General features: G+C 48.1%; 22 protein-coding genes. 20 read left to right on the top strand and 2 right to left on the bottom strand.

Annotated features, from left to right (window positions below; all coding sequences use genetic code 11):
- The first annotated feature begins 413 nt into the window (after positions 1–413).
- The 18 genes from IEV16_RS11295 (at position 414) to lpxC (ending at position 23,137) form a co-directional block, all read left to right on the top strand.
- A complete protein-coding gene (locus IEV16_RS11295; protein WP_188365822.1) occupies positions 414–1,622 on the top strand; it encodes a M12 family metallo-peptidase in 1,209 nt (402 codons plus the stop codon).
- A 208-nt stretch (positions 1,623–1,830) separates the two neighbouring features.
- Complete coding sequence (locus tag IEV16_RS11290) at positions 1,831–4,365, top strand: trypsin-like peptidase domain-containing protein (protein ID WP_188365821.1); 2,535 nt, start codon at positions 1,831–1,833, stop codon at positions 4,363–4,365.
- Positions 4,366–4,490: 125 nt separating this feature from the next.
- Complete coding sequence (locus tag IEV16_RS11285) at positions 4,491–6,755, top strand: arginine/lysine/ornithine decarboxylase (RefSeq protein ID WP_188365820.1); 2,265 nt, start codon at positions 4,491–4,493, stop codon at positions 6,753–6,755.
- A gap of 306 nt (positions 6,756–7,061) precedes the next feature.
- A complete protein-coding gene (mraZ, locus tag IEV16_RS11280) occupies positions 7,062–7,526 on the top strand; it encodes a division/cell wall cluster transcriptional repressor MraZ (protein ID WP_229728338.1) in 465 nt (154 codons plus the stop codon).
- Between the two features lie 11 nt (positions 7,527–7,537).
- On the top strand, positions 7,538–8,440 hold the full coding sequence (gene rsmH, locus IEV16_RS11275) for a 16S rRNA (cytosine(1402)-N(4))-methyltransferase RsmH (protein ID WP_229728337.1): 903 nt from the start codon (positions 7,538–7,540) through the stop codon (positions 8,438–8,440).
- Entirely contained in the window at positions 8,437–8,706 is a 270-nt protein-coding gene (ftsL, locus tag IEV16_RS11270) for a cell division protein FtsL (protein ID WP_188365818.1), read from the top strand. Before rsmH ends, ftsL begins: the two co-directional genes overlap by 4 nt.
- A complete protein-coding gene (locus IEV16_RS11265; protein WP_188365817.1) occupies positions 8,703–10,421 on the top strand; it encodes a peptidoglycan D,D-transpeptidase FtsI family protein in 1,719 nt (572 codons plus the stop codon). The genes ftsL and IEV16_RS11265 overlap by 4 nt, the downstream gene beginning before the upstream one ends.
- Positions 10,414–11,901 carry a UDP-N-acetylmuramoyl-L-alanyl-D-glutamate--2,6-diaminopimelate ligase gene (locus IEV16_RS11260; protein WP_188365816.1) on the top strand — a complete coding sequence of 496 codons (1,488 nt, stop codon included), beginning with the start codon at positions 10,414–10,416 and terminating at the stop codon, positions 11,899–11,901. Before IEV16_RS11265 ends, IEV16_RS11260 begins: the two co-directional genes overlap by 8 nt.
- Entirely contained in the window at positions 11,898–13,241 is a 1,344-nt protein-coding gene (locus IEV16_RS11255; RefSeq protein ID WP_188365815.1) for a UDP-N-acetylmuramoyl-tripeptide--D-alanyl-D-alanine ligase, read from the top strand. The genes IEV16_RS11260 and IEV16_RS11255 overlap by 4 nt, the downstream gene beginning before the upstream one ends.
- Entirely contained in the window at positions 13,238–14,320 is a 1,083-nt protein-coding gene (gene mraY / locus IEV16_RS11250) for a phospho-N-acetylmuramoyl-pentapeptide-transferase (protein ID WP_188365814.1), read from the top strand. Before IEV16_RS11255 ends, mraY begins: the two co-directional genes overlap by 4 nt.
- Positions 14,321–14,323: 3 nt before the next feature.
- Positions 14,324–15,499, top strand: coding sequence for a putative lipid II flippase FtsW (ftsW, locus tag IEV16_RS11245; protein WP_188365813.1), 1,176 nt, complete (start codon positions 14,324–14,326; stop codon positions 15,497–15,499).
- The gene (gene murG / locus IEV16_RS11240; RefSeq protein ID WP_188365812.1) at positions 15,496–16,542 is read left to right on the top strand and encodes an undecaprenyldiphospho-muramoylpentapeptide beta-N-acetylglucosaminyltransferase; all 1,047 of its coding nucleotides are present in this window, start codon (positions 15,496–15,498) and stop codon (positions 16,540–16,542) included. The genes ftsW and murG overlap by 4 nt, the downstream gene beginning before the upstream one ends.
- On the top strand, positions 16,539–17,966 hold the full coding sequence (murC, locus tag IEV16_RS11235) for a UDP-N-acetylmuramate--L-alanine ligase (protein WP_188365811.1): 1,428 nt from the start codon (positions 16,539–16,541) through the stop codon (positions 17,964–17,966). Before murG ends, murC begins: the two co-directional genes overlap by 4 nt.
- Positions 17,959–18,858 (top strand): D-alanine--D-alanine ligase family protein, encoded by a 900-nt coding sequence (locus IEV16_RS11230; RefSeq protein ID WP_188365810.1) that lies wholly within the window; start codon positions 17,959–17,961, stop codon positions 18,856–18,858. The genes murC and IEV16_RS11230 overlap by 8 nt, the downstream gene beginning before the upstream one ends.
- Entirely contained in the window at positions 18,851–19,594 is a 744-nt protein-coding gene (locus IEV16_RS11225; RefSeq protein WP_188365809.1) for a cell division protein FtsQ/DivIB, read from the top strand. The genes IEV16_RS11230 and IEV16_RS11225 overlap by 8 nt, the downstream gene beginning before the upstream one ends.
- Complete coding sequence (ftsA, locus tag IEV16_RS11220; protein ID WP_188365808.1) at positions 19,594–20,820, top strand: cell division protein FtsA; 1,227 nt, start codon at positions 19,594–19,596, stop codon at positions 20,818–20,820. Before IEV16_RS11225 ends, ftsA begins: the two co-directional genes overlap by 1 nt.
- Positions 20,821–20,851: 31 nt before the next feature.
- Positions 20,852–22,024, top strand: a complete 1,173-nt coding sequence (gene ftsZ / locus IEV16_RS11215; protein WP_443093964.1) for a cell division protein FtsZ — start codon at positions 20,852–20,854, stop codon at positions 22,022–22,024.
- Between the two features lie 201 nt (positions 22,025–22,225).
- Positions 22,226–23,137, top strand: coding sequence for a UDP-3-O-acyl-N-acetylglucosamine deacetylase (gene lpxC / locus IEV16_RS11210; protein ID WP_188365806.1), 912 nt, complete (start codon positions 22,226–22,228; stop codon positions 23,135–23,137).
- Positions 23,138–23,143: 6 nt separating this feature from the next.
- On the opposite strand, the gene IEV16_RS11205 is transcribed toward lpxC, so the two are convergent.
- Positions 23,144–23,914 carry a hypothetical protein gene (locus IEV16_RS11205; protein WP_188365805.1) on the bottom strand — a complete coding sequence of 257 codons (771 nt, stop codon included), beginning with the start codon at positions 23,912–23,914 and terminating at the stop codon, positions 23,144–23,146.
- Between the two features lie 89 nt (positions 23,915–24,003).
- Here IEV16_RS11205 and IEV16_RS11200 point away from each other — a divergent pair, with 89 nt between their 5' ends.
- Together IEV16_RS11200 and IEV16_RS11195 are read left to right on the top strand one after the other, a co-directional pair.
- The gene (locus IEV16_RS11200; protein ID WP_188365804.1) at positions 24,004–24,408 is read left to right on the top strand and encodes a phasin family protein; all 405 of its coding nucleotides are present in this window, start codon (positions 24,004–24,006) and stop codon (positions 24,406–24,408) included.
- Positions 24,409–24,604: 196 nt separating this feature from the next.
- On the top strand, positions 24,605–24,931 hold the full coding sequence (locus IEV16_RS11195; protein ID WP_188365803.1) for a HesB/IscA family protein: 327 nt from the start codon (positions 24,605–24,607) through the stop codon (positions 24,929–24,931).
- Positions 24,932–24,950: 19 nt separating this feature from the next.
- On the opposite strand, the gene IEV16_RS11190 is transcribed toward IEV16_RS11195, so the two are convergent.
- Entirely contained in the window at positions 24,951–25,466 is a 516-nt protein-coding gene (locus IEV16_RS11190; protein ID WP_188365802.1) for a GspH/FimT family pseudopilin, read from the bottom strand.
- Positions 25,467–25,752 lie beyond the last annotated feature (286 nt).

Raw genomic sequence — 25,752 nt, 5'->3', positions numbered from 1 at the left:
GAGCAGCACGACCCGCCGAGCCGGTTAGGCCAGGTCAATGAAGTCATGCGGTTTCGCCGCAGGCGAAGACGACTCCATGGACGGAGAAGTTAGAATTGGTCTTTACCGGTCCGGCCTAACAAGGCACACCGCCATCCATGGAGGCGAGATTGGTTCAGAGATCGAAGCGTGACGGAATGTCCGTTAAGGCCGTGAGCGAGCTGGGAGCGGAAGCGTAAGTCCCAAGAACACACCTTTTTATTTAAACCTGTTTGTATAAACCGTCGATTGTTTTCTCGATAATCGGCGGTTTTTTCAGACCAAATTCACACTTTCAAAAATCAACTGCATATTTTAATTCAGCGGCTTTTTCACTTCCTGTAGAATAAAGTGTCAATAACACAGCTTTATGTGTTGGTCAATGGGAGTGATTAATGAATAAATATATTTTATTTGCAATGATGCTGCTGGGCTCATCTCAAGTTTTATGCGCTGAATTATTGCGCGATGTAGTCCCGGTCGATGCAGCGCAATTAAAACACACCGAAATGAATGCTTTGGTGGCCGCGGTCAATGTTGATGTGCTGACCCATCGAAGCCCTCAGTTTGCGTTGATGTTGCCGGATGGACAAAACATGACTGTATTGTTTAAAGACTTAAAACGCAATCATTTACAGGGATATTCCTGGCAGGGCCACCGCAAAGGAGATGATTCGCAGGCAGTGACCATTAGTGTCTATCAGGATGCCATTGCCGGCAGCATCCATACCGATAAGGCGGTGTATGAAATTCAGCCGATGGGCAATTATCAGATTAAACTGGTTGAATTGAATAGCCGCTCTTTTCCTGAATGTGACGGTGCTGTGCCGGTGTCAAAAGCGTTAGTGAATAATCCGCCTCAATCGTTACCTGCGGCTGTCAGCCGGGCGACCCATACGGTGGATGTGATTGTGGTTTACACCCCGGAAGCCAGAGTTGGCGCCGGTGGACACAATGCCATAAAAGCCACAGCCCAGGCAGCGGTGAACGCCATGAACAGCTCTTTGATTAACAGCCAGGTGAATACGGAAATTGTTTTGTTATATGCCGGTGAGGTGAATTACAACGATTCAGGTGATTCTTCTGCAGATTTAAACTGGCTCAGATACAGTGCCGAAGTAGAAACCCTGAAGAATTTATATGGTGCGGATATGACGGCTTTACTGGTGGAAAGTATGGGCGGCTGCGGACGCGGCTATGTGATGCGCAGTCCGGGAGCTGGTTTTCGTGATTGGGCGGTGCAAGTGACAAGACGCAGTTGTGCCGTGGGAAATTTGTCCTTTGCCCATGAGTTTGGGCACAATATGGGCTTGGAGCACAATCCTGAAAATTCCAGTGCCACAAGCACCACAGCTTCTTATGCATGGTCCTTTGGTCATTACCACAGCGGTCAGTACCGCACTGTGATGTCGTATTCCAATCCCTGTACCGGTGGCTGCACGCGTCGGCAGTATTTTTCCAATCCCGATGTGAATTATCTTGGACTGCCAACCGGTATTGATGGTGAGCGAGACAATGCCCGGACTTTAGATCTGACCTCGCCGATCAGTGCCGCTTTTCGGGTGCGTACCCCGGATGTGATTTTTATGAATGGTTTTGAGTGATCAGGCAGATTGATTAAATACTCAGTAAATTTAAATTTCTCTTTTCAAATCATTTCATAGCTGATAACCTCTATTTCGCATTAAAGAATACACAATAATGACTTCTGTGGAGTCTGTGTTCATTCTTTTTGGTGGAGACCTGCTAATGGTAGCAAAAACAATGATAAACGGGTCTCACATAATTTATAAATAAGGGAGCTTGTTCAGCATGAAAAAACTTATCTTCTGTACATTACTTGCGTTAACTTCATTAAGCTTTGCGCAATTAAAAATATTAGAAACACCTCAAAACAGTCATTCAATACTATCGGATCAAACAAAACTGAAAACATTTCCGAGTCAATCAGCGGCCAACGAAGCCGCCATTGTCGGTGAATATGTATATAACAGCTTTGCCTCACCATCACCTTACCCAGGTGCCAGTAGAGGTGCCAACACCCTGGTGTGGTCAGAAGTCATTCATTACCCCACTGCCACTTATATCGCTCCACGCTTCAGTTTGATGGACCTGGGTCCGGATGATTATGTGGTATTGCGTTCACCCGATGGTACGAGAAAATGGACTTACCGCAATCAGGGCATTAATGGTCTGGGTGTAAAAGAAGGTTTTTGGGGTATTCCGATTCATGGCAATAAAGCCATCATTGAATTATATGTCAATTCAGCTTCAGGTGGCAAAGGTGTGGCCATCGATCAGTTTGCCCGCGGCTATACCCGGGCTGAAATGGGTTATGACACGGAAGCTGTTTGTACAGCAGACGATACCCAAGAAGCCAAGTGTTTTATGAATTCTGAGCCCGAGGTTTATGACAAAGCCCGCGCGGTTGTGCGAATTTTAAAAAATGGAAATGCCCATTGTACCGGCTGGATTGTGGGTGATGAAGGGCATATTTTGACCAATGAGCATTGTGTGGCTGATCAAAATGAGGCCAATAATCTGACCCTTGAATTGATGGCGGAAGGGCCTGATTGTGCCACCAATTGTGGCTCCGCACTCGGTTGCCCCGGTATTATTGAAGCCACCGGCCCCACTTTGGTACAAAACAGTGAACCTTATGACTATGCTTTATTATTGCCCAACAGTACAGTGAATAATTTACCTGTGACTTATGGCTATATGCAATTAAGGGCCACAGGTGCGGTTCTCAATGAACAGATATATATTCCCCAGCATCCTGCAGGTTGGGGCAAGCGGGTGGCGTTTAGTTCCAGCTATCCGGATGATGTGAATAACAACAATGGCTTAGGTCAGGTCAACAGCGTTAATGAAGCTGGGTGTAGCGGACCCGGTCCGGATATTGGTTATTGGTTAGACACCCAAGGCGGCTCTTCAGGCTCACCTGTGGTGGCTTACAGCGATCATAAAATAGTGGCGTTGCACCATTGTCGTGGTACTAATTTTTGTGACACGGGTGGTGGTGGAGATGATCCCAATCGAGGTATTCCCATCGAACTGGTGATTGCTGATCTTGGTGCCAATTTGCCTAATGGTGCGGTGTGTAATGCACCGGCTGAACCAACCAATGTCAATGCCGTGGCCAATGGTAGCAACCAAATTGACGTCAGTTGGACAGCACCGGCCGGTGGTCCGTTCCAGTACGATGTCTATCGAGGTTTGGGCGGGTGTGGCAGCGCCAGTTATGAGCTGATAGCCGCTGGGGTAAGTGGCACAACGTATGTGGATACAGATGTTTCCGGTGGTTCAGATTATTCTTATCAGATCAAAACCTATGACAGTGTTGAAGCATGTCGTTCCATGTTTTCAAATTGCGCGGATGCCACGGCCACCGGTGTATGTACTTTGCCGCCCTCATTCAGTGGTGTGCAACAAGCCACTAACCTCAAAGCAGGGTACTGCTCAGTGCAGTTGGATTGGTCACAAGCCACAGCCAATTGTGGAAATGATGTGGTTTATAATGTTTATCGATCCGTTGTTGAGGATTTCACCCCGGCACCCGGGAACTTAATTTCATCCTGTGAAACCGGTACGTCCTTTACTGACAGCGGCATGACCTCGGGTCAAACCTTCTACTATAACGTTCAAGCCGAAGACAACAGTGCCAATGGATCAGGTGTTTGCGCCGTCGGGAATGAAAATACCGGCTTGGCCGATTTGGCCGTGGCCGCCACAGGGCCTGATAATGTTCTGTTTACAGATAATCTTGATTCAGGCACGGCCAATTGGAGCACGGCACCGGGTCCCGGTAACGGCAATACTTCACCCTGGGAAGTCAATACCACAACGGTCTATTCAGCGCCGAATTCATGGTTTGTTGAAGATGAAAATAAAACCAAAGATCAATTGTTGCTACTCGATCAAGCCGTTAACATCACAAGTGTCGGATACGCATTGAAATTCCAACAAAACTACAACACCGAATCCACATGGGATGGGGGTGCGCTGGAATATTCCACAGACGGTGGTTCCACCTGGCATGATATTTTAGCCGGCAATGGCGGATCTGTGCCGGCCAACAGTAATCGATTTGTTCAAAATGGTTACGTGGCCTCACTGCGCGGCGGCCCCATGAATGGACGGAATGCCTGGACAGGAGACAGTGCCGGCTGGCAGCAAGTTGAAGTTTCCATGGATGATTTTGTCGGTGAAACTGTTCAGTTCAGATGGCGCATGTCCTGTGATGGCTCTGTGGGAGATGAGGGTTGGTATATTGACAACATATCAGTCACTGCACCCACTCAATGCAGTTTTGTGGACTTGATTTTTATGAATGGTTTTGAGTGATCATTAAGCCAACCGACAAAACCCACGGTATTTAAAAACCGTGGGTTTTTTTATGGCTGAAAACGGAAGAGTTGACAGTGGCTTTAAACCAGCGATAATAAATGGCTTTTAATCCTTAAACTGTTATGACTAAACGATTTGATTTTCCCATTGTCGTGATTGATGAAGATTTTCGCTCTGAAAATGTGTCGGGTTCCGGTATCCGTAATTTGGCCGAGGCCATCACGGACAATGGGGTTGAGGTGGTGGGTTATACCAGTTATGTGGATCTAAGGTCTTTTGCGCAGCAGGCCAGTCGGGCGTCATGTTTTATTATTTCTATTGACGATGAAGAAATCGGTCAGGGCACCGAGCAGGAAGTGGATCAGGCGATCGCGGAAATCAGACAATTTATTGCAGCGGTGCGTAAAAGCAATGCGGATATTCCGATATTTTTATATGGAGAGACCAAAACCAGCCAGCATATACCCAATGACATTCTGCGTGAACTGCATGGGTTTATTCATATGTTTGAGGACACGCCTGATTTTGTGGCCAAGCACATCATCCGTGAGGCCAATAAATACCTGTCGCATGTGGCGCCGCCGTTTTTTAAGGCGTTGATGCATTATGCCGAAGACGGTTCGTATTCCTGGCATACCCCCGGACATTCCGGCGGCGTGGCTTTTTTGAAAAGTCCGGTGGGTCAGATGTTTCACCAGTTTTTTGGTGAAAATATGCTCAGGGCCGATGTTTGTAATGCGGTGGAAGAACTGGGTCAGTTACTGGACCACAATGGCCCGGTGGCGGACAGTGAGCAAAATGCAGCGCGTATATTCAGTGCCGATCACCTGTTTTTTGTCACCAACGGCACCTCGACCTCGAATAAGATTGTGTGGAATTCGACCGTTGCCACCGGCGATGTGGTGGTGGTGGATCGCAATTGTCATAAGTCGATTTTGCATTCGATTATTATGACCGGTGCCATTCCGGTGTTTTTGATGCCGACGCGCAATCATTACGGCATTATCGGGCCGATTCCGAAAGAAAAATTTACCCCGCAATACATCGAGAAAAAAATAGCGGCCCATCCCTTTGCAGACCGCATTCAAGGCCGTAAACCACGGATTTTAACCCTCACCCAAAGCACTTATGACGGTGTTATATACAATGTCGAAGAGATTAAGTCCCTATTGGGTGATACAGTGGATACACTGCATTTTGATGAGGCCTGGTTGCCGCATGCGTCGTTTCACGAATTTTACCAAAACATGCATGCCATGGGTGGCGCCGGTCGCAGTCGCGCGGACAAGGCCACGGTTTTTTCTACCCAGTCCACCCATAAACTGCTGGCGGGCTTATCGCAAGCTTCGCAGATTCTGGTGCAGGAATCTCAGGATTCAGGGTTTGACAGACACCGTTTTAACGAGTCCTTTTTAATGCACACCTCCACCAGTCCGCAATATTCAATCATTGCTTCCTGTGATGTGGCTGCCGCCATGATGGAGCAACCCGGCGGTCGTGCCCTGGTGGAAGAGTCTTTGGTTGAGGCCTTGAATTTCAGAAAAGCCATGCGCAAAGTGGATGACGAATTCGGGGATGATGACTGGTGGTTTAAAGTATGGGGGCCTGATCACATCAGCGAGGATGAGGTGCCGGTGCAAAGCGATTGGCTGATTAATCCCGATGAAGAATGGCATGACTTTGACATCCAGTCCAACGGTTTTAATATGCTGGATCCGATTAAAGCCACCCTGGTGACGCCCGGTCTGAACATCAAAGGCCATTTTGAAAAAACCGGTATTCCGGCCACACTGTTAACCAAATACCTGTCAGAACACGGTATTGTGGTGGAAAAAACGGGCCTGTATTCGTTTTTCATTATGTTCAATATCGGCATCACCAAAGGCCGCTGGAATTCACTGGTGACCGAATTACAGCAATTTAAGGACGATTACGACAATAATCTGCCTTTGTGGCGCATTATGCCGGAATTTGTTGCCAAATACCCGATCTATGAGCGGGTTGGATTGTATGACTTGTGTCAACAAATTCACTCCATGTACCAGCAAAATGACATCGCCCGTATCACCAAAGACATGTACCTGTCCAATATCGAACCGGCCATGATTCCGGCTGATGCCTGGGACAAAATGGCCCATGGTGAAGTTGAACGGGTGTCGGTGGATCAGTTGCACGGTCGCGTCACCGCAGGCCTTATTACCCCTTATCCGCCGGGCATTCCATTGATGGTGCCAGGAGAACGTTTCACCCCTGAAGTCATCGGCTATCTTAAATACATCCAGGCTTTCAACGCCCAATTCCCGGGCTTTGAATCCGATGTTCATGGCCTGATCAGCAAAAAAGTCAACGGTCAAAAAGAATACTTTATTGATGTGGTGGTGGAGTAATCCGGTCAGATAGTTGCCCCATGGCGTGCTGCTGACCAGCGCACCGTGGGGTAACCGCCTGCATGTTCCCGTTTTTTTTAATGCTTAACTGTGCTTTGCGCATGGCCTGTTCGGCCTGGCGCAATTTATTGTGGTTCTTCAGTATTAAGTTCAATGCCTCTATCCTTTTAAATCAATCACTTAGCAATACTTCTTAAAGTGAAAAATTCTTTAACTTACTGAAAATCAAACATTTTTTGTGATTTCCCGCTTGACTTAAAACCCAATTCGCCCTAAAGTGCAATAAAGTGGGTAAAAGTAACATAATTGTGGGATAAAGTAGTGTTTTACGGCGAAGTGGCGCTTAATTTAGATGCAAAAGGACGGTTAGCGATACCATCAATGTACCGCGATCCGATTGCCAGCGCCTGTGATAATGCCCTGGTGCTCACTTATAACGCCTATGAAAATGACTCCCTGTGGCTGTATCCGCAAGCCGAGTGGGAAAAGGTGCGTGACAGTGTGATGGCCTTGAGTACATTTGATCCGATGCACCGCGCGTTGCAAAGGCGGTTGGTGGGTAGTGCTTATCATGTCAGTCCCGATAAAGGTTCGCGGATCTTGTTGCCGGTGACTTTGCGGCAAGTGGCGTCGATGGAAAAGCGTGTTGTGATGTTGGGTTTGGGCAAAAAATTTGAGATTTGGAATGAGGATGCCTTGCATAAACAACGGCATCAGGTGCCGGCCATGGGCGGAGACGTTTCTGACGATATGAAGTCATTGGTGTTGTGATGGATCAGTCAATGCACCAAAGCGTTCTGTTGCAGCAAGCCACAGCATCCCTCGCTGTCAAACCGGATGGTCACTATTTAGATGCCACATTCGGACGCGGTGGTCATGCCTTAAAAATTCTTGAAAACCTCTCCGGGCAGGGACGCCTGGATGTGATTGATCGGGACCCTGAGGCCTTGAAAGTGGCCCATGAGATGGCAGCTGAGGACAGTCGCGTGACTGTTTATTCAGGCGATTTTGAAACCGTCATGAGCGAACAGCTAAGTCCGGGAACTTATCACGGTGTGCTGTTTGATTTTGGGGTGTCATCACCGCAGATTGATCAGGCTGAGCGGGGTTTTAGTTTTCAGCAAGACGGACCTTTGGATATGCGCATGGACAACCGTCAGGGTGAAACGGCGGCGCAGTGGCTGGCGACCGCTGACATGGATGAGATGAGAAAAGTGTTTTGGCGTTATGGCGAAGAAAAATTTGCCCGCAGAATTGCTCAGAAGATTGTTGACACCAGACAAGACACGCCGCTAACCCGAACCGGACAATTGGCTGATCTGGTGGCAGAGGTGAATAAAGTGTTCACCAAAAAAAATCCTGCGACACGGGTTTTTCAGGCTATTCGCATTCATGTTAATGATGAATTGGGTCAAATTGAGCGCAGTTTACCGTTGGCGCTGGATTTGTTGAATCCAGGTGGTCGGTTGGTGGTCATCAGTTTTCACTCGCTGGAAGACCGACTGGTGAAACGGTTTATGAAGCAACAGGCGCGGCCGGTGAGAGTGGATCGGCGGATGCCGGTGTTGCCTGATGACATGCCCTGTGCGACGCTGAAAATAATTGGTCAGGCGGTTAAAGCCCATGAAGTGGATGACAACATCCGAGCCCGCAGTGCGGTGATGCGGGTGGGAGAACGCTTATGAACCTGCAGTCGCTGATAACGATGATTTTATCGGTTTTACTGGCGTCTGTGTTGGTTGCGTATGTGTACAGCCAGAATGAAACCAGAAAAGTTTTTGCCACTTTACAACAGGCTGAACAGGAAAAAACCCGGATCAACGGTGAGTGGGCGCGGTTACAAATTGAGCTGTCCACGCTGGTGAGCAACAGCCGCATTGAACATTTGGCGAAAACGGAGTTGGGCATGAAATTGCCCGAAGATGAACATATTATGGTCATAAAACGATGACACAATCAGGCGCACAAATCAGTCGAACCCAATTGCGGATGTTGGCGGTGATGGCCTTGTTGCTGTGTGGTTTTATGGTGGTGGTGGTGCGGGCCTTTGCAATACAGGTTAAAGGCAAGGATTTTTATCAGGCACAGGGTGAAATGCGCCATGTAAAGGAAGTGGAAATGCCGGTGTCTCGCGGGGCTATTTATGATCGAAACGGTGAGCCTTTGGCCTTAAGTACGGCGATGCCGTCGGTGGGTATTGTGCCGGGACAGCTCATAGATCAGTTTTCTAAAGTGGAACAGTTGGCAGAGGTTTTGCAGTTGAATGCAAAAGAGCTCAAACAAATTATCACCAGTCGCACCGATCGTCAGTTTTTGTTTATCAAACGTCGGATTACGCCTATGATGGCCGATGCGGTCAGAGCGCTGAATATGCCCGGCGTGGAATTCAGAACAGAATACAAACGTTTTTATCCTGCCGGAGAAATTCTCGGTAATGTGGTGGGTTTTACCAATGTCGAAGATCAGGGTCAGGAAGGTCTGGAGCGCACCTATGATAATTGGCTGACCGGTACTTCAGGTAAGAAGACTGTGGTCAAAGACCTGCTGGGTCATGCCGTGGCCGATATTGACGTGGATGAAATCAAAGCCCCCAAGCCGGGCAAAGATTTGTATTTAAGTCTTGATCGGCGTTTGCAGTACGCCGCTTATCTGGCGTTAAAGAAAGTGGTTTATCAGCACCGCGCTAAATCAGGTTCAGTGGTGGTGCTGGATGTCAGTACCGGCGAAGTGCTGGCGATGGCCAACATGCCGTCATTTAATCCCAACGGCAGCAAAGAGGACAACAATGGTTGGCGCAACCGTGCGGTGACGGATATTTATGAGCCGGGTTCGGTGATGAAGCCGTTTGCCATTGTGGCGGCGCTGGAAAGCGGTCAATACAGCCGCACCTCAACCATTGATACTTCACCGGGCGTTTATGAGGTGGATGGCTTTGTGATTCATGATTTCAGAGACTATGGTGAACTGAATCTGGTGGATATCCTGGTTAAATCAAGTAACATCGGGGTCGCCAAGTTGGTGCTTGATTTAGGCAAAGAACATTTGTGGGATGTTTACCAACGCTTCGGTTTTGGTCAATCCACCGGCAGTGGTTTTATCGGTGAATCAGCGGGTTATCTGCCACCTTACAACCGTTGGCGCACCGTCGATCATGCGGCCTTATCACGGGGTTATAATTTATCGGTGACCACTTTGCAGTTGGCTTCTGCTTACTCGGTGTTTGCCAACAAGGGTCGTTATCGGGCACCGACTTTTATCAAAAACAGCCTCAACGAAGAACGGGCGATTATTGACCCGGCCATGGCCGCCACGGTTTCTGAAATGCTGTCACATGTGGTGACAGACAATGCAGGACATCGGGCGGGTTTATCCAAATACAGTGTTGCCGGTAAAACCGGAACCGCCCGTATTGCTGAAGACGGTGGCTATTCGGACAATTACATGGCGTCTTTTGTGGGGTTTTCGCCGGTCAGCCGGCCGCGTCTGGTGGTGGCAGTGAATATTAACAGTCCCCAGGGAGAAGCCTATTATGGCGGTCAGGTGGCCGCACCCTTGTTTGCCGAAGTGATGAAAACTGGCTTGCGTTTATTAAACGTACCGGCCGATGAAGCGCCCTTGACGGCTGAACAAAAGTCACCGCAAACCACGGAGGAGAATCATGGCTGAAGCCAAGCGTCTGTCTGTGTTATTGGCGGTTGTCGGTGTTACGGATTCGGCAGATCAGGACCCGATTGTAACCGGCTTGGCGATTAACAGCCGTGATATTCAGGCCGGTCATGTGTTTGTGGCTTTAGCGGGTCATCAACACCATGGTATTGAATTTGCCGAGCAAGCTGAAAAACAGGGCGCGGTGGCGATTTTTGCAGAAATGCCACTGACACAGGACTTAAACCGACAAGCAACCCATATCCCAATTTATGAAATCAAACAATTAAGCCAAAAACTGGGAGCTCTGGCGGCTGCCTTTTATGATAATCCAAGCCGAAAAATCAAAGTGGTTGCGGTCACCGGTACCAATGGAAAAACCTCAACTGTTTGGTTACTGGTGCAGGCTTTGACGCAGTTGGGACAAAAAGCGGCTTATATGGGCACTCTGGGCGCGGGAGACTTGAATGCCCTTGTGCCGTTAGCCAACACAACGCCTTCGGCCTTACACATACAAAAGCACCTGGCGGCATGGGTCAACGCCGGTTATGACTGGGTGTGTTTAGAAGCTTCGTCCCATGCACTGGTACAGGGAAGGCTCAATGACTTGTGCATTGATACGGCGGTATTCACCCATATCAGCCAGGACCACCTCGATTATCATCGCAGCATGGCCGCTTATGCCGAAGCAAAGCAGCGTTTGTTCACAGATTTTGACCTGCGACATGCGGTGATTAACAGCGACGACGGTTACGGCCGGCAATGGTTACAAACGGGCATCAAGGCACCGGTGGTCAGTGTTTACGGTCAGCCATTTAAGGGTGTGCAACATCATCACCAGGCACGCAATATTGAGCTTCATCAAGCCGGTCTGGCTTTTCAGTGGCACCACAACGAAAGCTGCGATGCCGTAAACAGCGTTTTGCTGGGACGCTTTAATGTGGATAATCTATTGGCGGTGATGGCGGTGCTCACAGAATTGAATTTTACGCCGACTCAAATCAGCGAAGCGGTGACAAAACTGACGCCGGTTCCCGGGCGCATGAACGTCATTCGGCTGAGTCATAAAGAGGTGACCGTGGTCATCGATTTTGCCCACACACCGGACGCCCTGGCGCAGGTGCTCAGCGCTTTGACAGCTCACTGCTCACATGAATTGTGGTGTGTGTTTGGTTGTGGTGGAGATCGCGACAAAAGCAAACGCCCGCAAATGGGCCGTATTGCCGAAAAGTTGGCGAACCATGTGATCGTTACCGACGATAACCCGCGTTTTGAATCAGCGACAGAGATAACTGCCGACATCGTGAAGGGAATGACATCAAAGCCGCTGATTATTCATAACCGCAAAGCCGCCATTGAGCAGGCCTTGGCGCAGTCAGTGACCGGTGATGTGGTGTTGATTGCCGGCAAAGGCCATGAAACCACCCAGCAAATTAGGGAAGATTTTATTGAAATGAATGATTTTCAGGTGGTGCAGGACTGGCAGGAGGCGGCGGCATGATTAAAATGCAGTTGCACCAAATCGCGACATTACTCAGTGCCCGTCTGGTGGGTAAAGATGTGCGCATTCAGGGGATCAGTACCGATTCGCGGCAGGTTCAGACAGGACAGCTTTTTATTGCTTTGAGCGGAGCAAATTTTGACGGTGCGGATTTCTGTCAGCAGGCAGTCTCAAGAGGTGCCATCGCGGTTTTGGTGGCGCGACCAGTGGATGTTCAGGTGCCCCAGATTATTTGTTCTGATACGCAAAAAGCGCTGGCAGCGCTGGCCAGCGCCTGGTTACAACAAAATCAGGCCACGGTGATTGCCATCACCGGATCTAATGGAAAAACCACCGTTAAAAACATGCTTTACAGTGTGCTTAAGAGACAGGGTTCGGTGCAAGCCACGCAGGGGAATTTTAACAATGAAATTGGCTTGCCTTTAACGGTACTGGCGCTTAAGCCTGATACCAAGTACCTGATATTGGAAATGGGTGCTGGTCAGCCCGGTGACATTGCTTATTTGTGTGAAATAGCACCGCCTGATATGGCGCTGGTTAATAACATCAGTGCCGCCCATGTGGGTCGTTTTGGCAGTTTGGAGGCGATTGCCGAAACCAAAGGTGAGATATACCGACATTTAAAAGCCGCGGGTGTGGCTGTGATCAATGACGATGATCACTTTAATGATTTCTGGCAGATTCCCGCCGCCGCGTCATCTGTACGCTATGGTAGTCAGCCCGGCGCGGACTATCAGCTTATTAAGGACGATAACGGCCAATCTGCAGTGCAGTTAGCGGTTGGTGCATCAATACCCTTGCGGCTGCCGGTGGCAGGTGATCATAATTTAATGAATGCAACTGCGGTGGTGGCAATGGCCGATCAACTGGGCGTTCCGGTTGATTTGATTGAACAGGGTTTGGCTCATTTTAAACCCGAAGCAGGACGTTTACAAAAGCATACCTTTAAACAGGGCGGAATTTTGATTGATGACAGCTACAATGCCAATCCGGCATCGATGCAAGCGGCATTAACGGTGTTATCAAATTTGCCTAAGCCGAAAATTTTTATTTGTGGAGATATGCTGGAATTGGGTGACAAGGCAGAATCCGCCCATCGGCAACTGGGTCAACAGGCCAAATTCCACGGCATTGACCAACTTTACGCGTTGGGGGATTGGGCATCAAATGTATGTGCAGGTTTTGGTGGTGCGCAATGTCAGGCTTATCAAGACAGTGATCAGCTAATCGCTGATGTTAAAGCCTGTCTGACAGGACAAGAAAGTGTTCTTATCAAGGCTTCACGCGGGTTGCGATTAGAGCGTGTGGTGGACGCTTTATTGGGGGTACTGGCGGCATGATTTATTGGTTGGCAGAACAATTACAAGCGCATTTTTCATGGTTGAATATATTTGGTTATTTAACCTTTCGCGCGGTGGTGGCGGCATTGACCGCCTTAATCCTGTCGCTGATGTTTGGCGGACGTTTTATTGCCTGGTTACAGGCCAAACAAATCGGTCAGCAAGTGCGAAAAATCGGACCTGAAAGTCATTTAAGTAAGCAAGGCACACCGACCATGGGCGGCAGTCTGATTCTGGTGATTATTGCCCTGGTAACTTTGTTATGGGCTGATTTAAGCAATCACTATATCTGGCTGTCATTGTTTGTTATTGTTGGCTTTGGTCTGATTGGCTGGCTCGATGATTTTAAAAAAATTCACCGTAAAAATGCTGATGGCTTAGCCGCTCGTTATAAATATTCTTTACAGTCTCTGGTTGGTTTAACAGCGGTGCTGTACCTGTATTTTTGGGGTGACAGCAGCATTCGAGAACAACTGGTGATACCGATGATCACTGATTTCAACTGGCATCTTGGCTGGTTAACGATACCGCTGGGATATTTTGTGATTGTGGGTGCCAGTAACGCCGTGAATTTAACGGATGGACTGGACGGTCTGGCGATTATGCCAACTGTTTTGGTGGCCTCGGCGTTGGGTGTTTTTGCTTATGTGGCGGGCAACGCCGTCATCAGTGATTATCTGATTATACCGTTTGTGCCCGGTGCCGGTGAACTGGCGATTTTCTGTGCCGCCATCGTTGGCTCAGGGCTGGGGTTTTTGTGGTACAACACCTATCCCGCACAAGTCTTTATGGGTGATGTCGGTGCTTTGGCACTGGGCGCGGCACTTGGGCTGGTGGCTTTTATCACCCGACAGGAATTTGTATTTTTTATTATGGCCGGGGTGTTTGTGATGGAAACCGCTTCGGTGATGTTACAGGTGGCGTCTTTCAAATTGCGCGGTAAACGCATATTTAAAATGGCGCCGATTCACCACCATTTTGAATTAAAAGGCTGGGCCGAACCCAAAGTGATTGTGCGCTTTTGGATTATCGCGATTATTTTGGTTTTGGTGGGTCTGGCCACTTTGAAGATACGATAATTTATGGGTGCACAGTCCACAAACAAAAAGCACATTCATTGGTACCAGGTCGGTGTTGACGGATGGCTGTGTGCGGCCTTTTTTAGTTTGCTGTTTATCGGCGTTGTGATGGTGGCATCCGCTTCGGTGGCAGTGGCTGAAAACACCACCGGTGATGCGTTTTATTATTTAAAGAAACATTTGGCGTTTATTGTTATCAGTTTATTGGGTGCCTGGCTGTTACTGAACATTCCGGTGAACTGGTACCAGCGATTAAGCCGTCCGGCATTGATTTTAGCCATGGCGCTATTGATTGTGATGATGATTCCGGGCATTGGTGTTGAAGTCAATGGCGCCAGACGTTGGCTGAATTTAGGGTTGGGACGTTTTCAGGTGGTGGAAGCGGTGAAATTGGCACTTATTATGTCACTGGCAGCCTATGTGGTCAAACATGAAAAAGTCATACGGCAATCCATGCTGGGGGTGTTGCGGCCCATTGTCTTGTCCGCAGTGATTGTTGTTTTACTGTTGTTGCAACCTGACTTTGGATCGGGCGTATTGTTGATGGCCATTACCTTGATTATGGTGTTTATTGCCGGTGCCCGTTACCGTGATATGACGCTGATTGGTTTAATCAGCGCCTCGGCCATTTTGGTGATGGCCTGGGCAGAACCTTATCGGGTTAAGCGGCTGGTTAATTTTACTGATCCCTGGCAGGATCCTTTTAATGCCGGCTTTCAACTGGTACAGGCGCTGATTGCCGTGGGGCGTGGTGAATTTAACGGTGTCGGCATCGGTGCCGGCATTCAAAAACTGTTTTATCTGCCTGAAGCTCACACGGATTTTATTTTTGCGGTCTATGCCGAAGAGACAGGATTTATCGGGGTACTGGTGATGGTGGCCTTGTTTTTGCTGTTATTCGTTCGGATTTTTAAAATTTCCCGGCAAGCTTTTATTCATGGCCAGATTTATGGAGGATTTTTGTGCTCAGGTATTGTGGTATGGCTGGCTTTACAGACGTTTTTAAGCATGGGCGTCAACCTCGGATTATTGCCAACCAAAGGCTTAACTTTGCCGTTTATATCATCGGGTGGCAGTGCCATTATGATGAATATATTGGCCATAGCGGTGGTGCTTCGGGTGTCCTATGAAAATCGCAGGATTAATTTCAGACTCACCAAGCAGGAGGCAAAAGCATGAAATTTGTGATCATGGCCGGTGGCACTGGTGGACATATTTTTCCGGGTATTGCCGTGGCCAAAGCGCTACAAAAACGCGGACATACGGTGTATTGGCTGGGTGCCAAAGGCGGCATGGAAGAGCGCATTGTGCGTCAGTACGGTATTCGCCTGAAACTGTTAAAAGTCAAACCCCTACGCGGCAAAGGCATTATCAGAAAATTAGTGACACCGTTTGTGGTGTTAAAAGCCACCTGGCAAGCACGCCGTTTTATGAAAAAAGAAGCCATTGATGTGGCCATTTCTATGGGCGGTTACGTGGCTGCACCGGGCGGTCTGGCAACCCGTTTTTGTGCCACCAAACTGGTGGTACATGAGCAAAACAGTTTGTTTGGCATGACCAATCGCTTGTTGGCCAAACATGCCGATAAAGTACTGACCGGCTTTGACCTGGGTGGATTGTATGGCGCCCAGTGGGTGGGTAATCCGGTGCGAGGTTCCATTGTGGATGCACCCAAAAAGGATCACTCAGATACCCCCTTTCATGTGTTGATTATGGGTGGTTCACTGGGTGCGCAAAGTCTTAACCGGATTTTGCCTGATGCGCTGAAAGAACCGATTGAACAAGGTGTGGTTCAGGTGTGGCATCAATGCGGCAAAAACAACACTCAAAAAACTGCTGAAGCCTATGGCACGTATCGGTCACAGGTACGCATTGATGAATTCATTCACAACATGGCCAAAGCCTACCGCTGGGCCGATGTGTGTATTGCCCGTGCCGGCGCTTTAACCCTGGCGGAAATTACGGCGATGCATCTGCCGGCTTTACTGGTGCCCTTTCCGCAAGCCGTGGATGACCACCAAACCAAAAATGCCATGTATCTGGTGAATCAGAATGCTGCATTAATTTGGGCAGAAAAGGGTTCAACAGAAGAACTGACTGCACAGATTGGTTTATTGTTGGATGACCAGCAACAACAGCAGATGCGTCAGTTTTTAAAACAACTCTCAAAACCGGATGTGGTCAATCGCATGGCCGATATTTGCGAACAGGTGGTGGCATGAGTTATTTAACCCCGGAACATAAATTCGCCCGCCGCATGCAACGCATTCATCTGATTGGTATCGGTGGATCGGGCATGTCAGGCATTGCCGAAGTGCTGCATAACCTGGATTTTAAGGTCAGCGGTTCTGATCAGCAACGCAGTAAAACCACCGAACGCCTGACCGGCATGGGCGTCAAGGTTTTCTATCAACATGATGCGGCCTTGATTAATGAAGCTGATGTGGTGGTGTATTCATCGGCCATAGGTGCCGCCAATGCGGAATTAAAAGCGGCCAGGGAGGCGGCTTTACCGGTGTTAACGCGGGCTGAAATGCTGGCAGAATTGATGCGCTTTAAGGTGGGTATTGCGGTGGCCGGAACCCACGGAAAAACCACCACCACAAGTTTGGTTGCCAGTATTTTGGCAGAGGCCGGTTTGGATCCGACTTTTGTGATTGGTGGCTTATTGACGGCCGCCGGTTCACATGCGCGCTTGGGTGCCGGAGAATATCTGGTGGCCGAAGCGGATGAATCAGATGGCTCTTTTGAACTATTGCAGCCGGTGATGGCGGTGGTCACCAACATCGATGAAGACCACATGCAGACTTTTGACAATGATATTCAGGTATTGAATCAGGCCTTCAATAATTTTATTCACCGGGTACCGTTTTACGGCGTAACGGTGCTGGGTGTTGATGATGAACGGGTGGCTGAACTGGCCACTCGGGTTTCACGCCATAAAGTGACTTTTGGTTTATCGTCAAAAGCGCAGGTCAGGGCCGTCAATATTAGACAAAACCATGAATTTATGACATTTGACGTGGTGGTTGATGGCCTACCTTTGTTACAGGATATTCGCTTGAACATTGCCGGTGAATACAATGTGCTCAATGCCCTGGCGGCCCTGTCGGTGGCGCTGGAGCTGGATGTGCCGGCGGCCGTCATTAAACGCGCTCTGGGCGGATTTACCGGTGTCGGCAGGCGTTTTAATATCCATAAAATAGCAGCGCCCAAAGGCGGTCAATTCACGCTGATTGATGATTACGCCCATCACCCGACCGCGGTGGCGGCGGTGATCGCAGCATGTCGGGACGGCTGGCCGGATCAGCGTTTGGTGGTGGTTTTTCAGCCCCACAGATACAGCCGTACCCGGGATTTATTTGATGAGTTCAGTGACGTACTGAATGATGCCGATGTGTTGGTGTTAAGTGAAGTTTATGCCGCCGGTGAGTCAGAAATTTCAGGGGCGACTGCCGTGGACTTGAGCCGAAGCATTCGCAACCGGGGCAAGCTGGATCCGATTTTTGTTCAGGATGTGTATCAACTGCCTGAAACCTTATCACATATTGTATCTGTAGATGATGTGGTGCTCATGATTGGTGCCGGTTCCATCGGATCGGTTATCCAGACAATGATCAGCCAAGCGGAGGTTAATCATGGCTAAACGCATTGCTTTGTTAATGGGCGGGCACAGTGCAGAACGTGACGTGTCTTTAAGTTCAGGTCATGCCGTGGCCAAGGCCCTTAAAGCGCTGGGTCATGAAGTTATTTGTGCCAATGATCTCAAGGAACTCAAAGCACTCAGTCGGCATGGCATTGATTTGGTGTTTAACATATTGCATGGGGCGGACGGAGAAGATGGTCGCCTGGCCGCCTGGCTGGCTTTAGAAGGCGTACCCTACACCGGCTGTGATTATGTGGGCGGTTGCTTGAGCTGGCACAAACACATGGCCAAAACTTTGGTGGCACAACACGGCATATCCACGCCACCGTTTCAGTTATTAGACAAACCCGAGCAGTTAATTGTGGATGCTGCCGAAGGCCCCTGGATTGTCAAACCGGCCAGCGAAGGATCCAGTGTCGGATTAACCAAGGTTAATCATGCGGATGATTTATCTGAGGTTGTTCGGCAGGCTTTTAATCTCACGGATCAGGTACTGGTGGAACAGTTTATGGCCGGTGTCGAATGCACAGTGGGCATGGTGGGTGAGGTCATATTGCCGGTAGTCAGTATAGAACCGGCGGGTGAACTGTATGATTATGAAGCCAAATATAACAGTCAGAAAACCCGCTATCAGTGCCCGGCACCATTGAGTAAAGCCATGCAACGTCAGTTACAAAGTGACACCCAATTGATTTTTGATGTGTTGCAGATCAAAGGCTGGGGCCGGGTGGATTTTATTGTTGATGAAGCCGGACGGCGTTGGTTTTTGGAAGCCAACACCACGCCCGGTATGACTGCCACCAGTCTGTTGCCCAAAGCGGCTCAGGTTCATGGCTGGGACTTTAATCGACTGGTGGCTGAAATCATCAAAACCGGAGAGCGGAATGAATAAATTTGCTCAATTAATGATGATTGTCAGTTTGCTTGCCCTGTTATTGGTGTCGGCCCTGATGAGTGGGTTGATTCAATCTGAGCGATGGACCATCAGTGAGGTTGAAGTGGCGGCTGAATACCGGCGGGTGTCCGCAGAGCAAGTGCGTTTTGCGATTAAAAAAACCAGTGAGAAATCTTTCTTCCGATTGGACACGGATCAGGTTAAAAAGAGCTTAAAGTCCCTGAACTGGGTGCGTGAAGCACATGTGGTTAAACAATGGCCCAACAGTCTGAAAGTCACCTTGACTGAACATCAGCCGACTGCGATTTGGAATGAGCAACAACTGATTAACCAGCGTGGAGAACTGTTCAACGTCGAACGCATGGATGATGTCGCTGGTTTGCCAAAATTATATGGTCCTGATAATCAGGTGCAGGCGCTGTATAAACTGTTTAACCGGTTTAATCGTTTGTTGCAACCACTGGGCCATGAAATATCTGTGGCCCAAGTCAGCCAGCGCGGTGGCTGGCAATTGACTTTACGCAATGGTTTGGACATTAATTTGGGTACTGAACAACAGGAGTCACGCGCTTTGCGTTTGGCCGATACCTGGCAGAATTTATTGCGATCCAGTCAGCAAACGCCGCAACGTGTTGATTTGCGTTACAGCAATGGTTATGTGGTGCAATGGCGTCCCAAAGAAAAAACCCCTCAGCCACAATCTAAATCCAATCAGAAACAGGAGGTCAGCTGATGAAAGTGAAAAAAAATGACAGCCAGCTACAAGTCGGCCTGGACATTGGTACTTCCAAAGTGGTGGCCATTGTCGGTGAGGTACACACCGATGGCTCCATGGAAGTGGTGGGTATCGGCTCCTCACCCTCGCGTGGTTTGAAACGTGGCGTGGTGGTGGACATTGAATCCACCGTACAATCCATTAAACGGGCTATAGAGGAAGCGGAATTGATGGCCGGTTGTGAAATTCAGTCGGTTTTTGTCGGCATTGCCGGCAGTCATATCCGCAGCATCAATTCAGATGGCATTGTCGCCATTAAGGACAAAGAGGTCAGTAAACTGGATGTGGAGAAAGTCCTGGATGCGGCGCGGGCGGTGGCGATTCCCAATGATCAAAAAGTATTGCATGTGTTGCCGCAGGAATATGTGATTGACGGCCAGGACGGCATCCGCCATCCGGTGGGCATGTCCGGTGTGCGCTTAGAAGCGCGGGTGCATTTGATCATCGGCTCTGACAGCGCCGCACAAAACATCAATAAATGTGTTGCCCGTTGCGGATTGTCTGTGGATCAGCTGATAGTCGAGCAACTGGCCTCGGCCACCGCAGTACTGACCGAAGATGAAAAAGAACTGGGTGTGTGCATGGTTGATATTGGTGCCGGTAAAACGGACATTGCCGTGTTTACCCAGGGCGCCATCCGTCATGTGTCCACCATCCCCATAGCCGGTGATCAAGTGACCAATGACATTGCGGTTTCAATGCGCACCCCAACGCAACATGCCGAAGACATTAAGCTGAAATATGCCTGTGCCTTACGGCAACTGGCGTCAGCCGAAGAAACCATTTCTGTACCCAGTGTAGGTGACCGTTCGCCACGGCGTCTGGCGCGACAAACACTGGCTGAAGTGGTGGAACCGCGTTATGAAGAATTGTTCAGTTTAGTTCAGGCCGATCTGCAGCGCAGCGGCTACATTGATTTAATTGCCGCCGGTATCGTATTAACCGGTGGTGCCGCCCGAATGGAAGGCGCCGTGGAACTGGCCGAAGAGGTCTTCCATGTGCCCGTTCGTCTGGGTGTGCCGGTGGGCGTTACCGGCTTAAAAGAGGTTGTCAATAATCCGGTCCATGCCACGGGCGTCGGTTTATTGCAATACGGCAGCAACAGTGATTATGTTGCCGATAATTTAACGGAGTCAGAAACCTGGCTTCATAAATTTAAAAAGTGGTTTCTGGGCGATTATTGATCGCTGAAATGAGATTTTATTTTGGAGGTATATTGATATGTTTGAATTAATGGAAAACGACAGCATTGGCGCAGTCATCAAGGTGATTGGCGTCGGTGGCGGCGGTGGCAACACCGTCCAACAGATGGTTGATGCCAATATTGATGGTGTCGAATTTATATGTGCCAATACGGATATGCAGGCATTAGAAAAAACCAATTGCAAAAATGTAATCCGCATTGGCCAAAATGTCACCAAAGGCCTCGGTGCCGGTGCCAATCCCGAAGTCGGTCGTCAGGCCGCTTTGGAAGATACCGAACGTTTAAAAGAAAGCCTGCAGGATACTGACATGGTGTTTATCACAGCCGGTATGGGCGGTGGTACCGGCACCGGTGCGGCACCGGTGATTGCCCAGATTGCCAAAGAAATGGGTATTTTGACCGTAGCCGTGGTGACCAAACCATTTCCATTTGAGGGCAAACGGCGGATGGATGTGGCCAATAAGGGCATTCAGGATTTAGAGCAACATGTGGACTCGTTAATAACCATTCCAAATGGTAAATTACTGACCCATTTTGGCCGCGATGTGACATTATTAAATGCCTTTAAAGCCGCCAATGATGTATTGCAGGGTGCGGTGCAAGGCATTGCTGAACTGATTACCTGTCCGGGGCTGGTGAATGTTGACTTTGCCGATGTGCGCACCGTGATGAGTGAAATGGGTATGGCCATGATGGGTTCTGGTTCAGGTAAAGGCGATGACCGCGCCGCGGCCGCCACTGAATTAGCGATGAATTCACCTTTGCTTGAAGACATTGATATGCATGGTGCCAACGGTGTCCTGGTGAACATCACCGCCGGCATGGATTTAACCATCGGGGAATATGATGAAATCGGTGATCTGATCAAAGAATACGCATCAGACGAAGCCACGGTGGTGGTGGGTACCTCCATTGATATGGAGATGAAAGATGAAATCCGGGTGACTGTGGTGGCCACCGGATTAAATCGAAGCGCCAAGAAAAAGCAATTTAAATCAGTGGAAATTGTGCGCGAAGCCACCAACAATCAAGTTGATCAGCCACTGCGTGCCAGTCGAGATGAAGGCTTGAATGAAAAAGACAGTGGCCGTGCGGTGATAAATCAGCTCAGAAGTGATGACAAAACCCAGGAAGCCGATGATTATTTGGACATTCCGACTTTTTTAAGAAACCAGTTGGATTAATTAATCGAAGTGACCATGATCGGCCAATCACACCGGTCAAATCAAGAAAAGAGGGTGCGGCGAACCTCCCGCCGCCCCTAATTTTCCGGCTGTCTTAAAAAAGACACAAGCGTTGTTTAAAAACAACAAAACCCTTGTTTAGGCATAAACTTGTGATACAATCGGCAAAAATTGACCAAATACGGTTTAAATCAGTCATTTATGATTGCACAACAAACACTTAAAAACACAGTACGCGCCACCGGCGTGGGTATCCATTCGGGACAAAAGGTTTTTATCACTTTACAGCCTGCCCCGGTGAATACCGGCATCGTTTTTCGGCGAGTGGATTACAAACAACCCGTGACCATTGCATCCAATGCGCTTAATGTGGGCGAGACCAGTATGTCTACGACACTGGTAAAAAATGGTGTCAAAGTGGGTACCGTTGAGCATTTAATGGCGGCTTTTGCCGGTATGAATATTGATAATTGCTATGTGGATCTGAGTGCTTCTGAAGTACCGGTGATGGATGGCTCTTCTGGACCGTTTGTGTTTTTGATTCAATCCGCGGGAATTCGGGAGCAGGACGCCCCCCGTCGATTTATAAAAATCAAAAAAGAAGTCAAAATCACTGTCGATGATAAATATGCCGTGCTTAAACCCGGCAGCGGCAGCCACTATTCATTTGAAATTGAATTCGATCATCCGGCTTTTGAAGACCATTGCCGTTATGCCGAAATCGATTTAAACAGTCAGTCCTTTGTTAAAGAAGTTTCGCGTGCCCGTACTTTCGGATTCATGCGTGATATTGAAACTTTGCGAAGCCATAACCTGGGGCTGGGTGGCAGTATGGACAACGCCATTGTTCTCGATGATTACCGAGTGCTAAATAATGACGGATTGCGCTATGAATCTGAGTTTGTGAAGCATAAACTGTTGGATGCCATCGGGGATATTTATCAATTGGGTCACCCCATTATCGGACAGTTTCACGGTTATAAATCAGGTCATGCCTTAAACAACGAGTTGGCCCGGGCTTTGCTGGCAGATGAGTCTGCTTACGAAATCGTTACTTTTGAAGGCAAAAAAGACCGTCCCGCCGCCATGTTACCGGCGTATCTGACGGTTTAGTATTACTCAATCCAGTTGTGATTTCGCAAAATCAATGTCCATAGCCTGTAAAGCATCCAGAGGCTTCAAATTCGCCGCTTGTTGATACAACTCTGTGGCTTTGCTCACCGCATCTTTTTCTTTCAGTAAAATATAGGCGTTTCCGGCCTCAATGAGATTAATGGCGGTTGGCGCTAAAGACAAAGACTGTTCAATATGCTGTAATGCTGATTTGGTTTTGGCGCCATAGGTGATTCCGCCCAAAGTCGCACCCACCTTGTTAATGATTTCGGCATGGTACAACGCCATCGCCACATGGGCTTCTGCGTGTTTCGGTTGGTGCTCAAGAACCGCCGTCAAACGTGATTTGATTTTACCGCCCATACCCTGGTGCAGGGCTTTGGTCACTGAAATGGACTGAGAATAACGTCCCATAGTGAGTGCGGTGGTGAATTCACAGTTCATATCAAAATGGCTGTCTTCACAGAGTTTAACACCATATAAATACGCATCATGTAATAGTTCAGTGGATACTTTATCATCTTCGCACACATAATCTGTGTAGGCCACCACACAACGGAGGACCACCGGCAGACCCTTAATACCCAGACCACGTCCCATTTTGCCGGCTTTCGCAAAATCACCATTGTGAAATGCCAGCCAGGCATCCAGTAAGTCACCGGAGGGCAATTGTGCTAAATCAGCCTGATGCAGTTCTTGCCAACGGTCTTTTAAGTCAGCTTTACTTAAAGACAGGGTAAATTCGGGGTCTGTGTCGTGCCAATCGTTAAATTTCATATTTTTTTGTTGTTTAGTGTGTTTGCTCTAACTTATCTGGATATGATACCCACATAATCTGAAAAACACAATTAAGAGAGGTCTAAAAAATGAACACAAACGAAGTAACAAACCAAGTGAAAGAATCAGCCAAAAATATCTATTTAGCCGGTATGGGTGCCGTATCAATGGCCCAGGAAGAAGCCGTGAAATTATATACAAAAGGCAGCAAAGAAAGCCAAAAATTCTATGATCAACTGATCAAAGAAGGCAAAAAATTTGAAAAGAAATCCAAGAAATCAGTCAATGAAACCACTGAAATGGCGGAAAAGAAAGTCAAAGGCTTAAAAGCGTATGCCAACGAGCAAGTTGAAAAAATCGAAAGGTTATTCGAAGCCCGGGTTGAAAATGCTTTGCACAAGTTGGACATTCCAACCGGCGAAGACATGGACAAACTCAGTCAAAAGATCGATGCCTTAACCAAAGAAATCAAAAAATTAGAAAAGTCAGCTTAAACAGCTGCAACGGTTCTAACCGTGTCCCCCAAAACAGTAACCAGGGATGGTTGCTGTTTTTTTTTTTGCTTTTGGGAATTGTTTTATACAATGGCCTCAATAGTTCTCATTCTGAATGCCTTGCCGGGCTATTATCACACTTGAAAAATGCTACAATAAGCATCATCTTCAACTCAGTTTAATTTTTTACAATAGAATGTCCTTAAAACTCACTGAACAAGCGGCCAATCGCATCCGCTATTTTTTACAACAAGACAACAATGCCATCGGTTTTCGGGTAAAAGTAAAAAAAATGGGCTGCTCCGGCTGGGGATATGATGTCAGCATTGCCCATGATAAACAGAAGGATGATGTCGTTTTTGAAGATCAGGGTATTTCCCTCATTGTGCCACAACAAGACCTGGACAAAGTCAAAGGCACCACCATTGATTACGAAAAACAGGGCATTAACCAGATATTTGTGTATAACAACCCCAACGCCACCGGTTCCTGTGGTTGTGGTGAGAGTTTTACCACGAATTAACCCACTTTATCCGTCGGACTTAACAGTGTCCTGTGTCCGCAACCCTCGGGCGCCCTACATTGTTAACAATAATGGCTTTGGCAAATTCAGCCCCACGAAAATCACAAAACCGAATAGATAAATTAGTTCCGGGCGACGCACCCAGTCGGTCATAACGAATCTTTTGCCGGTACACCGAAGCCACCGCCTGCAAAGTCCCTTGCATGGCTTGTTCTGTGGTTAATACAATTTCATTGTTGTCGAGTTTTTTGTTTTGGTTGTCATCCCTGAACACCAGCCAGCCTTTGTGCCACTGACTGGAGGCGTCACAACTTGTCAATGATTGGCTCGGACACAGAATGACATGGTGTCCCAAAATAATACTTTGGTTGCGCGCAAAATAAAGACTGCTGATGAGGCGATTAATTTCAGTGGTCATCATTTTATTGTGCTTAAACGTTTGGTAATTGGGGACCGCATACCCGGTTAAAATTCCGATAACGGCCAGAGCAATGACCATTTCTATCAGGGTCATACCTGTTTGCTTATGTGACATAAAGTCTCCCTTTATTGATGGTAAGAGCCTGTATTGTGCAAGGCCGGCTTGATATTTTCTGCCGTGATTTTCTGATACCGATGTCAATAAATTCTTACAGTTGTCAATAAAAGCGACTAATTAGATGGTTGATTGTCGCTTGAAGCGCTATAATAATCCACCTATAATTAACCGCAATTCAATCAGGAAAAATACATGGCACGAGGTATCAACAAAGTCATTTTTATTCATATGATGTTATCTATACCAAATATGTATACTTTGTTTTAAAATTTATTTTATGTAA

The sequence above is a fragment of the Marinicella pacifica genome, assembly GCF_014636635.1.
Taxonomy (GTDB): domain Bacteria; phylum Pseudomonadota; class Gammaproteobacteria; order Xanthomonadales; family Marinicellaceae; genus Marinicella; species Marinicella pacifica.
The sequence above is the reverse complement of the archived record's forward strand: the minus strand, read 5'-3'. Positions and strand labels throughout refer to the sequence as shown.

What these genes read in the sequence shown, in the direction of transcription:
- IEV16_RS11255 (WP_188365815.1), top strand. Translation starts at nt 11,898, where the DNA reads ATGATTAAAATGCAGTTGCACCAAATCGCGACATTACTCAGTGCCCGT.
- murC (WP_188365811.1), top strand. Translation starts at nt 16,539, where the DNA reads ATGAGTTATTTAACCCCGGAACATAAATTCGCCCGCCGCATGCAACGC.
- IEV16_RS11195 (WP_188365803.1), top strand. Translation starts at nt 24,605, where the DNA reads ATGTCCTTAAAACTCACTGAACAAGCGGCCAATCGCATCCGCTATTTT.
- IEV16_RS11290 (WP_188365821.1), top strand. Translation starts at nt 1,831, where the DNA reads ATGAAAAAACTTATCTTCTGTACATTACTTGCGTTAACTTCATTAAGC.
- murG (WP_188365812.1), top strand. Translation starts at nt 15,496, where the DNA reads ATGAAATTTGTGATCATGGCCGGTGGCACTGGTGGACATATTTTTCCG.
- rsmH (WP_229728337.1), top strand. Translation starts at nt 7,538, where the DNA reads ATGCACCAAAGCGTTCTGTTGCAGCAAGCCACAGCATCCCTCGCTGTC.
- ftsW (WP_188365813.1), top strand. Translation starts at nt 14,324, where the DNA reads ATGGGTGCACAGTCCACAAACAAAAAGCACATTCATTGGTACCAGGTC.
- IEV16_RS11225 (WP_188365809.1), top strand. Translation starts at nt 18,851, where the DNA reads ATGAATAAATTTGCTCAATTAATGATGATTGTCAGTTTGCTTGCCCTG.
- IEV16_RS11230 (WP_188365810.1), top strand. Translation starts at nt 17,959, where the DNA reads ATGGCTAAACGCATTGCTTTGTTAATGGGCGGGCACAGTGCAGAACGT.
- IEV16_RS11200 (WP_188365804.1), top strand. Translation starts at nt 24,004, where the DNA reads ATGAACACAAACGAAGTAACAAACCAAGTGAAAGAATCAGCCAAAAAT.
- ftsL (WP_188365818.1), top strand. Translation starts at nt 8,437, where the DNA reads ATGAACCTGCAGTCGCTGATAACGATGATTTTATCGGTTTTACTGGCG.
- ftsA (WP_188365808.1), top strand. Translation starts at nt 19,594, where the DNA reads ATGAAAGTGAAAAAAAATGACAGCCAGCTACAAGTCGGCCTGGACATT.
- lpxC (WP_188365806.1), top strand. Translation starts at nt 22,226, where the DNA reads ATGATTGCACAACAAACACTTAAAAACACAGTACGCGCCACCGGCGTG.
- IEV16_RS11295 (WP_188365822.1), top strand. Translation starts at nt 414, where the DNA reads ATGAATAAATATATTTTATTTGCAATGATGCTGCTGGGCTCATCTCAA.
- IEV16_RS11265 (WP_188365817.1), top strand. Translation starts at nt 8,703, where the DNA reads ATGACACAATCAGGCGCACAAATCAGTCGAACCCAATTGCGGATGTTG.
- IEV16_RS11285 (WP_188365820.1), top strand. Translation starts at nt 4,491, where the DNA reads ATGACTAAACGATTTGATTTTCCCATTGTCGTGATTGATGAAGATTTT.
- mraY (WP_188365814.1), top strand. Translation starts at nt 13,238, where the DNA reads ATGATTTATTGGTTGGCAGAACAATTACAAGCGCATTTTTCATGGTTG.
- IEV16_RS11205 (WP_188365805.1), bottom strand. Translation starts at nt 23,914, where the DNA reads ATGAAATTTAACGATTGGCACGACACAGACCCCGAATTTACCCTGTCT.
- IEV16_RS11260 (WP_188365816.1), top strand. Translation starts at nt 10,414, where the DNA reads ATGGCTGAAGCCAAGCGTCTGTCTGTGTTATTGGCGGTTGTCGGTGTT.
- IEV16_RS11190 (WP_188365802.1), bottom strand. Translation starts at nt 25,466, where the DNA reads ATGTCACATAAGCAAACAGGTATGACCCTGATAGAAATGGTCATTGCT.